The 13,098-nt window shown below is 45.8% G+C and carries 15 protein-coding genes; 10 read left to right on the top strand and 5 right to left on the bottom strand.

Annotation, left to right across the window (positions count from 1 at the left end; translation table 11 throughout):
• Positions 1–66 precede the first annotated feature (66 nt).
• A complete protein-coding gene (locus R7Q46_RS03140) occupies positions 67–960 on the bottom strand; it encodes a LysR substrate-binding domain-containing protein (RefSeq protein WP_033906699.1) in 894 nt (297 codons plus the stop codon).
• Positions 961–1,088: 128 nt separating this feature from the next.
• Between R7Q46_RS03140 and R7Q46_RS03135 the strand changes: the two genes are divergently transcribed.
• The 6 genes from R7Q46_RS03135 (at position 1,089) to R7Q46_RS03110 (ending at position 6,374) form a co-directional block, all read left to right on the top strand.
• Positions 1,089–2,012, top strand: a complete 924-nt coding sequence (locus R7Q46_RS03135) for a DMT family transporter (protein WP_033906700.1) — start codon at positions 1,089–1,091, stop codon at positions 2,010–2,012.
• 99 nt (positions 2,013–2,111) lie between these two features.
• On the top strand, positions 2,112–2,558 hold the full coding sequence (locus R7Q46_RS03130) for an SRPBCC family protein (RefSeq protein ID WP_005375065.1): 447 nt from the start codon (positions 2,112–2,114) through the stop codon (positions 2,556–2,558).
• Positions 2,559–2,641: 83 nt separating this feature from the next.
• Complete coding sequence (locus R7Q46_RS03125) at positions 2,642–3,394, top strand: phosphatase (RefSeq protein ID WP_033906857.1); 753 nt, start codon at positions 2,642–2,644, stop codon at positions 3,392–3,394.
• A gap of 156 nt (positions 3,395–3,550) precedes the next feature.
• The gene (locus tag R7Q46_RS03120; protein WP_005375067.1) at positions 3,551–3,940 is read left to right on the top strand and encodes a cytochrome b562; all 390 of its coding nucleotides are present in this window, start codon (positions 3,551–3,553) and stop codon (positions 3,938–3,940) included.
• Positions 3,941–4,159: 219 nt separating this feature from the next.
• Complete coding sequence (locus R7Q46_RS03115; RefSeq protein WP_080276971.1) at positions 4,160–4,519, top strand: hypothetical protein; 360 nt, start codon at positions 4,160–4,162, stop codon at positions 4,517–4,519.
• A gap of 415 nt (positions 4,520–4,934) precedes the next feature.
• Entirely contained in the window at positions 4,935–6,374 is a 1,440-nt protein-coding gene (locus tag R7Q46_RS03110; RefSeq protein ID WP_318077283.1) for a PepSY domain-containing protein, read from the top strand.
• A gap of 51 nt (positions 6,375–6,425) precedes the next feature.
• Here R7Q46_RS03110 and R7Q46_RS03105 read toward each other — a convergent pair whose 3' ends face one another.
• From R7Q46_RS03105 to R7Q46_RS03095, 3 genes are all read right to left on the bottom strand, one after another.
• Positions 6,426–6,809: a VOC family protein gene (locus tag R7Q46_RS03105; RefSeq protein WP_213871264.1), complete on the bottom strand. Its 384-nt coding sequence runs from the start codon at positions 6,807–6,809 to the stop codon at positions 6,426–6,428.
• Positions 6,810–6,839: 30 nt separating this feature from the next.
• Positions 6,840–7,769 carry a LysR family transcriptional regulator gene (locus R7Q46_RS03100; RefSeq protein ID WP_213871263.1) on the bottom strand — a complete coding sequence of 310 codons (930 nt, stop codon included), beginning with the start codon at positions 7,767–7,769 and terminating at the stop codon, positions 6,840–6,842.
• Between the two features lie 77 nt (positions 7,770–7,846).
• A complete protein-coding gene (locus tag R7Q46_RS03095) occupies positions 7,847–8,320 on the bottom strand; it encodes a hypothetical protein (RefSeq protein ID WP_213964068.1) in 474 nt (157 codons plus the stop codon).
• A 288-nt stretch (positions 8,321–8,608) separates the two neighbouring features.
• On the opposite strand from R7Q46_RS03095, the gene R7Q46_RS03090 reads away from it, so the two are divergent.
• The 4 genes from R7Q46_RS03090 to R7Q46_RS03075 all read left to right on the top strand — a co-directional run bounded on the left by R7Q46_RS03090 (position 8,609) and on the right by R7Q46_RS03075 (position 12,365).
• Positions 8,609–9,292: a spondin domain-containing protein gene (locus R7Q46_RS03090; protein ID WP_005384002.1), complete on the top strand. Its 684-nt coding sequence runs from the start codon at positions 8,609–8,611 to the stop codon at positions 9,290–9,292.
• Positions 9,293–9,301: 9 nt separating this feature from the next.
• A complete protein-coding gene (locus R7Q46_RS03085) occupies positions 9,302–9,997 on the top strand; it encodes a spondin domain-containing protein (protein WP_054579352.1) in 696 nt (231 codons plus the stop codon).
• 146 nt (positions 9,998–10,143) lie between these two features.
• Positions 10,144–10,875: a response regulator transcription factor gene (locus tag R7Q46_RS03080; protein WP_038876381.1), complete on the top strand. Its 732-nt coding sequence runs from the start codon at positions 10,144–10,146 to the stop codon at positions 10,873–10,875.
• A gap of 116 nt (positions 10,876–10,991) precedes the next feature.
• Positions 10,992–12,365, top strand: a complete 1,374-nt coding sequence (locus R7Q46_RS03075; protein WP_005383993.1) for a sensor histidine kinase — start codon at positions 10,992–10,994, stop codon at positions 12,363–12,365.
• 27 nt (positions 12,366–12,392) lie between these two features.
• On the opposite strand, the gene R7Q46_RS03070 is transcribed toward R7Q46_RS03075, so the two are convergent.
• A complete protein-coding gene (locus R7Q46_RS03070; protein ID WP_005375091.1) occupies positions 12,393–12,908 on the bottom strand; it encodes a superoxide dismutase family protein in 516 nt (171 codons plus the stop codon).
• Between the last annotated feature and the right edge of the window lie 190 nt (positions 12,909–13,098).

Raw genomic sequence — 13,098 nt, 5'->3', positions numbered from 1 at the left:
CCTTGGATGAAAAGTGCTCTTCTAACTTTATACTAGTTTTTCAGTGAATGTGCTTAACAAAAGTTTCTAATAGTTGAATGATTGTTGTAGCCAAGATCGCAACAGATGAAACGATTCAAGCTTTAGCTTGTGTGGCGGGCATACAAAGTAAAGCTGTTGATGAGGATTAATGACGGGTTCACCCAGCTCGATTAGCTGACCATATTTGATGTCATCCTTCACAAACAAGCGATGAGTGACCAATAACCCCAAACGACGAGTTGTGGCCTGGACGGCTTGTATCGACATGTTAAAAGTGATTGGTTTTTTATTTTTAGGTCGCTGGATACCCGTCGCGTCCAGCCACACGTTCCAGTCATTTTTTCTTCGTTCGTTAGTAACTTCAATGATGGGATACTGCTTTAAGAGTTGAGTGATGTTTGAGTCCTTGGTCTTCGCTATCAATTCAGGACTGCACACCAAAACCAGTTCATCTTCACTGAGCTTTTCGCAGTAGTAATCCTGCCATTCTTCGGGATTTCCATGCACCAAGGCCGCGTCGATACCTTCTTGTTCTAAATTGAATCTGCCAGACAGGTTTGATAAACGAACGTCTAATTGAGGAGCAAACCCTTGTAAATCTGACATTCGAGGAATCCACCAGTGAAGAGCCAATGAATTCACCATATTGAGCGTAACACGCTGCAAGTTCTGATCTTGGATGAGTGCTTCCGTTGCATCGACAATTTGCTCTAAAGCGGGTGCCACCTTTCTGTAATACTTTTTACCGTCCGCGTTGAGTTGAACTTGTCTGCCTATGCGATCAAATAGAGGCTTGTTGACTTGACTCTCCAGCGATTTAATTGCCTGACTTACGGCTGAGTGGCTCACACTTAATATCTGTGCTGCTTCTGTCATGCTGCCAGACTCAGCTACTGCAACAAATGCGTAGATGGACTTTAAGGGGACTAGTTTCCGCATAATTTAAAAACCGTAGCTGGTGATAGATAAGTTAAACTGTAAGTTTTTCTTACATCAATGGTTAATATTACTCGCTATTTACGATAAGTGATGTCTTTTAAAATGCTCCATATATTAAGGAGTATTGAATGAATGCTGTAAATAAATCTATCCTTTTCATGTTGATGTCTACGTTAAGCTTATCTGTTACTGGACTGTTAGCAAAGCAGTTGTCAGGCGAACTTTCCGTCACACTATTTAGCTTCTTACGTTTTTTAGTGCCTGCGCTTATCTTGCTTATCTTACTTCGTGTGAAAAACCTTACCTTTCCTAAAGCGGGCACGCTAAAGCCTATTTTATTGCGTGCTCTTTGTATCGGTTTGTCACAACTTTGCTTTATCGCGTCATTACAAACGTTAACGCTCGTTGAGGGGGTCGTTTTGTTTGCTACTGGCCCATTATTTATTCCCTTGGTTGAAAAGCTGTTCATGAGGGGGCGCATTCGTGTTTCAACATTGGCGGCTTTAGCAATGGCGTTCACTGGTGTGGTTATGTTGGCGGGCGGTGGAAGTGAGATTACATGGCGAGCGGATTTATTGCTCGGCTTGGCTGGTGGACTCTTCAATTCTGGTTCTCAGCTTACGTTATATAAAGTGAGTAAAACAAATATGTCGCCGCTAGAAATCAACTTTTGGGCGTTTGGTTTTGCTGCCGTATTTCTGTTGCCGCTAACTTTGTTTAACGACTTCGACGTGTTACTTAATATGAGTGTTATGGCGCCTGAGATTTCTTCAAATACGCTGTGGATCGGTATGATGTCTCTGATGATCATTAACACCCAAGTTTTTCGCTCCAAAGCATATAAACTGGCAAGCAGTGGCTCTCAACTTGCACCACTCATTTTTACTAACTTATTGTTCACTGCGGTTTGGCAGAGCCTGTTTTTTGAAGACCGAATGAGTCAAAGTCAAATTGTTGGGATGAGTTTAATAGTGCTCGCAATCATACTGAACACATGTTGGGTTCGCTTTAAGGCGCATCGCAGTGGCGGTTTACAAGCGAGAACTTCTTAGTCTGTCGGAAAATGAAGGGGGCAGGTAGATAAATTGGTCGTGTGGTTTGATTTTTCCTGAGTATGGGCTAGCGTCAAGAAAGGTTCAGGGAGAGAAATCATGCTTACGCTAAATTATTACGTCGAAATTTCGGCGACACCGCAACGAGTGTGGGAAGTGCTAACCGATGTTGAGTTGTATAAACGTTGGGCGCAAGCCTTTTCACCGCAGTCTCAATTTGAAGGAGCTTGGGAAGAAGGAGGTGGCATCACTTTTTTTGATCCAGATATGGGCGGGACAAGGGCGATCATAGATACGGTGCTACCCCTTCAAAAACTTGAATTTCATCATGTTGCCATTTTTAATCCGGATAATCGTCAACAACTCGATGCTGACCTAGCATCTAGGTGGATCGGATCGCGAGAGATCTACCAGATCGATACCAACAACGATCGTTTACTACTCAATGTTACCATTCATACTCACAATGACTTTGTTTCCATGTTTAATCACGGATGGGAAAAAGCCTTACCCTTGATAAAAGCCATTAGTGAAGAGCAAGCTTAGGGTTCTTGCTTATCTTGGGCTGACGATGCGTTGCCTGAAGGTATACAATAGCACGCAAGATAGCGCACCTAAGAGAGTGGATGATGGAATTTAAAGTTGATACCCATACACATACGTACGCCAGTGGTCACGCGTACAGTACCTTGATTGAAAATGCAAAGTTGGCAAAAGAGAACGGGCTGGATATGTTCTGCACGACCGATCACGCAGAATCAATGCCGGGTGCGCCTCATTACTGGTTCTTCTCTAACCAGAAAATTCTGCCTCGCTTTCTTGAAGGCGTTGCGATTATTCGTGGCGTTGAATCTAACATTATGAATACCGAAGGCGACATTGATATTCCACTGAGTGTGGACCGCAACTTAGATTGGGTGATCGCGAGTTTTCATGAACCCGTTTTTCGTCCTGCAAACAAGCAAACTCACACGGAAGCACTTGTTAATGTCATTCAGAGTGGTCGTATTGATGCGCTCGGTCATCTTGGTAATCCAAATTTCGACTTTGATTTTCAGACCGTTTTAGCGTGCGCGAAAGAGCACAATGTCGCGATTGAAATTAATAACACCACGCTGAAAGGCAACAGCCGAGTAGGCAGCGTAGACCGTTGCCACGAGATTGCACAAATCGGGAAAGATCTCGGTGTTTTCTTCACCACGGGCAGTGACGCGCACTTCTGTCACGATGTTGGTAATCTGGAGTTGGTTGGAGAGTTAATGGACAAAGTGGGTATTGATAGCAAGAAAGTGATTACTCACACCGCTCAGCAGTTTTTGTCTTTCTTAGCTTTGAGAGGCCGTAAACCAATTGCAGAATATGACAGCATTCTCAACGCATAAACTTGATTACATTTAAGGTATGCACCCGACGCCAGATTGCTTTACACTGCGACCCGGAAATACTCAACTAAGCTAGTTTTTCGCCTTTTATGGCGTAGGTTATTTGGGTGAATAAAGCCGACACAGAATTCGGCACTATAAATGGAGAAGTGAAAAATGTTACGTCCTTTAGTCCTAGGGTGTGCGATTGCGTTTGGCTCAACATACGCAATGGCAGAAGCGGTTGATTTAAAACAAAACATGAAACAGATGAAGATGGAATTCAAACAGGCGGCAGAAGCATCTGATGTCGAAACCATGAAATCTGCGATTGATAGCTTGCAAGCGATTGTTGAACAATCTAAGCGTGGTAATTACCCACCAGAGAAGTTTGATACTTACTTAGAAGGCTTTAACAAGCTGACGGTAACGCTAGATAAGATTGAAGCGGATCTTGATGCGGGCAAGCTACAAGAAGCAAAAGACCAACTGCGTGAAATCGATAGCCTTCGTGAAGAGTACCACGACAAGCGCAATCCAAGCATTTGGAGCAAGTTGTTCGGCTAATTATCTACTGAGCGGAGCATTTGCTCGTGGCAGTGGATTACGCGTTATCTCTAAGTAATGAATGAACACATTATCAGCCTGCCATTTCGGCGGGCTTTTTTGCGCCTGTCAATCGATGCATTCAAGAAAACCTGTGAGGTAGCAACCACTTATTGATACTGTTTTTTGAGCTATCACTCAAAATTGGTTACGCTGTGTGAAATTTGTTAAGTCACCGTTATGCGTAGATTAATTCCCTTTTACCGCTCGATGTTATTTGCTAGTGCTCTCAGTTGGGTGCTAGTGACGCTGATGCCTGTTATCAATGCTCATGGTAACAGCATGGGCGTGTGGGCGACGCTATGTACGCTTAACGGATTTGAGTTGGTCCAAATAGAAGAGGGCGACAATTCGGTCAGCCACAAAGGCAAGCCTTGTCCGTTTAGCCACTTCTCGACTTTTCATCACGATACACTTCCAACGACACCGATACTTTCAAGACAGAGCTTGGTGACTTCTGACAGCTACGCTTATTTGGCTCTAAGTGTGCGATTTGAAACACCAGTTCCTAGAGCGCCGCCAGTTTCCCTTTTCTCATAACAAAAACAATTACACGATACCCAAGTAACCTCGAGATGCTTGGTTCAGCGAGAATGACTTGGTTTGTAGACGCGGCGGCGATTTAAAGGTCTAGTGGGTCTAAATCAAGATATCGACAACAAAGTATACAAGCCAAGGCAACTCGCCCTTCGGGAGCGTGTCATTGCTCCGATTGTTGCTTCAAACAACTTGGAAAGAGTTGTCTATTACACAGCGTTGTTTTCTTTGCACTCGAATCAATGACAACGCTCTGAATCCAGCATCTTGAAGTCACTTGGGTATATAGTCAGCAACACTGCCACTTCGAGCAGTGGTACTCCCAAATCTAAGTCAAATAACGCCGCATACGAATGCGTATGTGTAGGATGCGTTTGACTGAATTTGGGTGTTCAACAATGAAAAAAGGAAAATACACATGTTGAGAAACTCGGCAAAGCCTCAACTCAAGGAAGCCTCACGCGCAAAATCCATCTACTTTATGACGTGGCGATGGCACTTCTACGCAGGTTTGTTCGTCATTCCATTTATGCTGATGCTTTCCCTCACGGGATTGGTGATGTTGTTTGATGACGAAATCGAACTGGCTCGATACGAAGCGACATTACAAGTTTTACCACAAGAGCACATGGTTCCTGTCTCTGCACAATTAGAAACCGTAAAGCAGGCGTATCCCGATTTTAATGTCACTCAATTTGTACCTGCTAAAACGGCCGATATTGCCAACCGATTCTCGATTCAAAACCAAGAAGGCAGCTCGTTGATTGTTGCAGTAAATCCTTATACAGGAGACGTACAGGGCACCATTAATCGTGGTGACAGCATCTATGAACTGATGAACAGCATTCACGGCACCTTGCTCATCGGCGACCTAGGCGACCGTTTAATTGAAATCGCCGCAAGTCTGGGGATTTTACTGTTGGTGTCTGGTTTGTACCTTTGGTTACCTAGAGACAACGCCAGCCGCGCCGGCTTTTTGAAAATTCGCCTTAACAATGGCCCTCGAATTTTGATGCGTGACCTGCATGCGAATTTAGGTGGTGTGCTATCAATTGTTCTGTTGTTCTTTTTGATTTCAGGTCTGTCTTGGGCTGGGATATGGGGCGCGAAAATGGTGCAAGCTTGGAATACCTTCCCAACCTATTACACATGGGGTGAGAAACCAGAGTCGACACTGACACACAAAGACCTGAATCATGGTGCATCAGAAGAGATGCCATGGAACTTAGAGCTTGCTGCTGTGCCAGAATCGAAAGATAAGCACGCTCATGATCATGCCAATATGAAGGAAGAGATGGCATACGCAGGCAGTCATGATGCGCTCTCCATTGATGATATCATCCTCAAGGCTGAAATGATGGGCTTCACTGGCTATAAGCTGTTTTTGCCACGCTCTGAGACGGGCGTTTACACCGTTGCAGCTAACTCTATGGGCGGCGATATTTCCGACCCAAGACAAGATCGCACCAGCCACTTTGACCAATATTCCGGTCGCTTGTTGGTGGATGTCACGTGGCAAGATTACAGCCTATTTGCCAAGTTCATGGCGGCAGGTGTGTCATTGCATCAAGGTGATGTCAGTGTGGTTAACAAAGTGCTCAACGTAGTGTTCTGTTTGGCGTTCATTTTAATCTCAATCACAGGTGTGGTGATGTGGTGGATTCGTAGACCAAGTCGCAGTGCCGCATTGGGCGCACCACCTAAGTTTCAGCAAGATGGCATTTGGAAGCTTGGTTTGGCAACGTTAGTCGTACTGTGCTTGGCGTTCCCGATGGGCGGTTTGGCAATTGTTACGGTTCTCGCACTGGATTGGCTGTTGTTCAACCGCGTTGGGAAGCTGAAAACAGCGTTGAATTAGTAACAGACAAAGAGTGGAATAGTAGAAGAGCCAGCGAAGTGCTGGCTCTTTTTATTTCTGGTAAATTTCCAGTGGCAAGCCATCTGGGTCTTGGAAGAAGGTAAACGCTTTGCCTGTGAATTCGTCAATACGAATTGGCTCAACTTCAACGTTATTCGATGCTAGGTAGGCTTTAACCTGTTCAACATCATCAACCAAAAATGCGAGATGTCGTAGCCCTTGTGCTTCAGGGAAGCTCGGTCTCTCTGGTGCGCTCGGAAAGCTAAACAGTTCCACTTGGCTACCGTCAGGTAAAGCGAGGTCAAGCTTGTAGGAGTCTCTGGCTTCACGATAGTTTTCAGCAATGACTTTCAATCCCAACACTTCAGTGTAAAAGCGTTTTGACCTTGGGTAATCGCTGCAAATGATCGCGACGTGATGGATGGCATTAAACATGGTTAGCCTCTTCAAACATGGCTCGTACCCTCAAGCATGGTTAGTATCGTCGGAGACTAAATGCTCCTTAACGAAGTCGATAAACACGCGCAGACGAGCAGGCATGTATTTGGTTTGCGCATACTGCATCGCGATAGCGCCATGGTAGTTACTCTTGATCATCCAATCCGGCAGAACCTCCACCACTTCTCCTTGCTCTAACGCGTCTTTGATCACGAAGTCATGGAAGATTCCAATTCCCAAGCCAGACTTAACCCCATTCAAGCGCATTTGAGAATGGTTGACGGCGTAGCGTCCACTTACTGCAATGGAATGAAAGGCTTCATCTTTAAAGAATGACCAGATGTTGTCTTTGTCGTTCTCGGCAAGGTAAATGCAGTCGTGTTGCTCAAGCTCAGTGGGATGCTCAGGCATACCGTGTTTGGCTAGGTAATCTGGAGAGGCGCACAAAACAAGATTGGTCTTGCTGATCTCTTTGAGGACCAGATTCTCATCGGGTTTGTCGGTGAGCTTAAAGGCGACATCAATACCTTGGCGGAACAGATCGATCTCACCATCTGCTGCACGCAGCTTAAGCTGTATGTTTGGATAACGTTCTAGGAATGGCAACACAAACGGTTGAAGCACCGAATTAAGAAATGCTTCAGGGGCTGCTACTGTGAGTGCGCCTGTTGGCTCAGCATGATCTTCTGCAGATAACTCAACGGCTTGCTGCGCGGCATTCACCATTGCGATGCTTTGGTCGTAAACCTTTTGCCCAGCTTGAGTAATGATCAACTTACGAGTCGTGCGCTCAAACAGTTTCACCGAGAGAGCTTGCTCTAATCGTGTGATCAACTTACTTAAAGCCGATGGCGTTACGCCGAGTTGTTTAGCAGCAGCGGTAAAACTGCCTTCGTTTACCACCAAGATAAACGAAGCAAGATCAGGAAGTAGGGCAATGAGTTTTGGATTAACCATAATTGTTCAGTTCTGCGCAGCGGAATAACGATATTGTCTGGTACGGTTTCACGAGGTTCAAGTGTCACCATCTCGCTTTAACGATATTTTGCCAAAAATGCATTGAGTGCAGGCAAGCCAGATTCACCAGTATGGTATTGCTGCCAACAGTGATAAATGGCCGTTTCGTGGTCTGCAATCAACTCGATAGCTTCTCGCTCAGCGATTGAATACTGCTGTGAAGCGTTCACTTCTTCATGCCACTCTCGATACTTGACCTCATAAGGTTCTACCCACTTTAGAAGAGTCGTCACCAACTCTTGCCATGGTAAACCAATCCATTTGGTTGCATCTGCCAAGCCTTTATCCAACATCTCTTGGTGTCGACTTTCGACATCCATGCCATTTGTAAGCAATACAGGTTTGAGCTTTTCTGCGGTGAGTTCTTCCACTTCAATCAAGGTTTGCCACAGTGTTTGTTGTTCACTTTGGGCGTAATGGCTCAAGTAGTGGTTGAAAAAAGCGATGCCGTAGATTTCGCCATAGTAGGCAGACAGAACGTTATGAATCATGGTGAGAATCGTGATTTAAACAGGGAATATCGCATTGTAGGAGGGGAAAGCGCGACGTGTAAATAGCTGATTAAGAGTAAAAAAGTGCTGTTGACAGAATTCGAACAGAACTTGTGAGAATTTTATGAGAATTCGATGAAGTTGCTGATAGATTTGCTCGTCATTCTTAGAGGCAAGAACGCAAAACGTTCGAAACGTAATGCTTAACCTACTCAAGTCACGAACAAAGAAGTAAAGCCGTACACATGGGCTTGGGTAGTTCAACCCTCATTAAAGGATGGAATCACAATGAAAAAACGTACCCAACTCGGACTCGTCATGACTTCAGTCGCTATGGCACTAGGCTCTGCATCAGTGAATGCGGCGGAATTGGAAATCACCGTGACAAACGCAACCAAAGGTATCTACTTTACGCCACTTATTGTTGCCGCACATGGCTCTGATCTTCAAATGTTCAGAACGGGTCAAGCAGCAACGCCAGAACTAGAAGCAATGGCAGAAGGCGGTGATATCTCTGGGCTTGCTAGTGTGATTGGTAATGCTGGTGGTGCGGTGGTTGAGAACCCTGCTGGTGGTATTTTGAATCCGGGTGTTGCAACCACCTTCACCTTGGACAGTGGCGACCATGGATATCTTTCTCTGAGCGCGATGTTGCTGCCAACTAATGACGGTTTTGTTGGTCTAGATAGCTGGAAGATTCCAACGGAAGCGGGTACATACCGAGCAACGCTAAGAAGTTACGATGCCGGTACAGAAGCGAACGATGAACTTGCGTCTAGCATGCCAAACCCACCTTTCATTACCTTTGGTACTGGCGGCACAGGCGTTGAAGCAACGGTAACTAACGACAAAGTTCACGTGCATCCGGGTAACCTCGGTGATAGCGACCCAACTGGCGGCATCAGTGACCTAGACAGCAGTAGCCATCGTTGGTTAAACCCAGTCGCAACCATCACAATCGTTGTGAAGTAAGGGGGATGTATGAAATACAGAATCTTACTAGTAGCAGCTTCAGTCGGCTTGCTCGCCGGTTGTCCAAGCGATGATGATAATGACGTAGTGAAATCGTACCGCTACACCGTCAACGTGGCGAACTTGACTGCGAATCAACCTATGTCTCCGCTCGCGGTACTCACTCACAATGGTGACTACCAACTGTTTGAAATTGGCCAAGCGGCATCTGTTGAACTTGAGCATCTTGCCGAAGGCGGCAGTAACGCTGAGCTGATTGAGTTGATGAACAGCAATGACAGTGTTTACCAAGGTATTTCGGGTAATGGATTGGTGTTGCCGGGTGCATCGGACGAAGTCACCATCACGGTTGACCCTAGTCGTTACGGTTACTTGTCTGTGGCGTCTATGTTTGTGAATACCAATGATGCCTTTGTTGGCGAAACGGGGCTATCGCTCAAATCGCTCGCAGTAGGTGAAAGCTACGAAATGAGCATGAACGTTTGGGATTCCGGTACAGAGCTAAACGATGAGCTTGCCGCAACCATTCCAGGCCCAGCAGGTGGCGGTGAGGGTTTCAATGCCGCACGTAATGACAGCAATGACGTTGTTGCTTTTCATGCGGGTGTTGTTAGCCAAGATGACGGATTAGTAAACTCAGCACTTTCTGCGAACCATCGTTTCTTGAACCCAGGTGCGAAAGTCACCATCACTCGAGTCGAGTAACACAGGCTCCGATGACGTCTCCTTTCCAAAGCGCTTGTAGCCGAGCGCTTTATCCCTCATGGCGTCATCGGAACCTTTTTTGAAAGAATTTCTAATTTGTTCCGGTCATGTGCAAAGTGAGGATACTCGAAGGCAAGGAAAGGACCATGGAACAACAGGCAATCAATTTAGTCGCGAACATCTTGTTGGTGGAAGATGACGATGATTTGGCAGAACTGGTTCAGATGCATCTCAAGTTTCAAGGACACCAAGTATCGCGAGCCACAAATGTCGCCGATGCTAAAGCGCAATATCAGCAACAACCCTTTGATTTATTGATCCTTGACCGAGGTTTGCCAGATGGTGATGGTCTAGACATCTGCCATTATTTGCGTCAGCAACAAGATTGGAGCCCAGTGCTCATGCTGACAGCCAGAGACGGTGAAATGGATAAGGTTGACGGTTTAGAAGCAGGCGTTGATGACTACATCACTAAGCCATTTAGCGTATTAGAATTCCAAGCACGAGTGCGAAACGTGCTGCGCCGAGTCAGCCAAACCGCAGAAGCCAAAGTAGCAGATGAAGTCCTCGACGATGCGATGGATTTTGGTCCGCTGAGAATCATTCCGGAGTTGCACCAAGTATCCCTAAACGACAAAGATGTCACTCTTACCGCGACAGAGTTTACTTTGCTGCAGTTTCTCGCGACTCGTCCGGGCAGAGTCTACAGTAAAGATGAATTGCTCGATCACGTTTGGAACACCAGTCATTCTGGTTATCACCATACGGTGTGTAGCACCATTAACCGTTTACGCAGCAAGCTGTCGTTGTCTGACTCTGATCATCACTTCATTCAAACCGTGTGGGGTGTTGGATATAAGTTTCAACCAAGACACTAATTCAAGAAAGTAAGTCAAAACATCAAGCCAAGACAGTAAGTCGGTAGTTGTTTTCACCGTCATTTTTCAATCATCACGGGTGTTTCAAAAACACCGCTGTTTAAGGAGGCGATAGGATGAGCTTCAAATCTCGCTTAGTGGTATTTACTAGCTTGTGGTTCTGCCTCGCGGCGGTGGTGATTGCACTAACTTACAATTGGCAAAAAGAAACCATTGAGTTACGCACCAAGCAAAGCCTGCATAAAGAGCTAGCCAGCCACATGCGTGATGATAACCCGCTGATGATCGGGACGGATTACAACCCCAAAGCACTTAAGTCGATCTTTCATACGCTCATGCTGATCGGCCCTGATTTTGAAATCTACTTCCTCGATAGCCAAGGCAATATCACCACTCATGCAGCACCGGAAGGGGCGGAGATCATGGGGAAGGTGGATCTCAATCCCATTAAGCAATTCTTAAATGACCAGCCTTTTCCTATTTTGGGTGAAGACCCACGTAATCGTGGTGAACACAAAGTCTTTTCTGTCGCGGCGATAGAAGAATTAGGCTCGACGGTCGGTTATCTCTACGTGGTGATTGGCAGTACCCGACATGACGCCATTGCCAATGCTCAAGTCGATACTCCTTATATCGCGCTGGCAGGATTGGTCTTAGTGTCCATTTTAGGCTTTGCTCTTGGAGCTTATGTGCTGGTTAAACGTAGCCTATTGAACCCGATTGAGCGTGTGACCAAGCAACTTCAACAGCAAGCTGAACATGATTTCCGCCTGCAACCTGATTTTACTCACCAAGTGCCGGAGCTCGTGCCGATTGCGCACTCTTATCAGATGATGGCGAAGCACATTCAGCAGCAGTTTTTACAGTTGGAGTATCAATCGTCTCATCGTCGTCAAAGCTTGTTGCAGCTTAGTCATGATTTAAAAACGCCGTTATCGAGCGTGCTGGGCTATTTGGAAACATGGCGTTTGCAACATCCGGAATCCGATCCTTTGATTGACGTTGCTTTCCGAAATTGTGAGAAGCTCTCAACTCAATTGCATTCTTTGTTAGACGCCGCGCGCAAAGAAGCTCCAATGCCAAACTACGAGTACCGCCCCGTAGATCTTGGCGCGTTGATGGCAGAATGTGCTGAAACGATGCAGAGCCAGTTTTCTCGTAAAGAAGTGGTGTTGAAAGTGGATATCGATAGCGAAATCCAAACTGTGGGTGATAAGGGGCTATTGGAACGGTTGGTATTGAACCTGCTTGAAAATGCATTGCGTCACAGCCCAATCGGCTCGGAAGTGCATTGCCAAGCGCATTTGAGTGAAGATAAGTCGCGTATCCACTTTACCTTCGTCAATCACATCGAGGAAGAAGCGGAGGGCGGTTCTTTGGGGATCGGGACGAAGATTGTCCAATCGATCTTAATGCTTCACCACAGCTACCTTGAGACCAATGCAACCTCCTCTCAGTATCAACAGAAGTTCACACTTCTCGCAATCTAAAGAGAAGTGTGAGACATAAGTTAATGTTTATTCAATAACACCACATACGACGCGAGCGCCGCCACCACCTAGCTTACTTGGGTGATCGGAGTGATTGTCACCGCCTGCATGGATCATTAACGCTCGACCTTTTAAATCTGATAATTTTAGGCGAGGAGCGACAACGGGCTGATTGGCATTGCCGTCCATGTCCACATAGAGTGGAGGCAAGTCGCCTAAATGATTGTCATCGGTCCAAGGATAGCCATGCTTCCCTGTGTTGTTAGGATCATAATGGCCACCTGCTGCGCCGCCTAATACGGTTTTGTCATCCTTTTCTATGCTATCGCAAGATGGATTAGTGTGAACATGGAAACCGTGCACACCTGCTGACAAACCTGATAATTGAGGCGTAAAAACAACGCCATAATCACTTTGTGAAATCTCAATGGTACCAGCGCTCTCATTGGTGTTGAGAGCAGTCATTTCTACCGTTTTTGCTAGCGCGTTAGGGGCGGCGACAAGAGCGGATGCAACTGAAATGCATAGCAATCCTTTTAACATGGGACCTCCTTCTTTTAGGGTGTACGCTCAAGCACATATTAGTGAAAACCTGTTTTACTTATGTCTGTTGAGCGGTGAGTTTATGTCATAGAGTGATGTGTATCACTTTATGGTCTTAAACTGATATCTCGGCCCGAAATCAGCTTTCTTTTATTTAGTCTTAACATGTTGAGATCGTTAAGATATAAAA

The organism is Vibrio sp. 811 (assembly GCF_033339195.1).
Note: the sequence above shows the minus strand (reverse complement) of the source record. Positions and strands in the feature narration are given on the sequence as shown.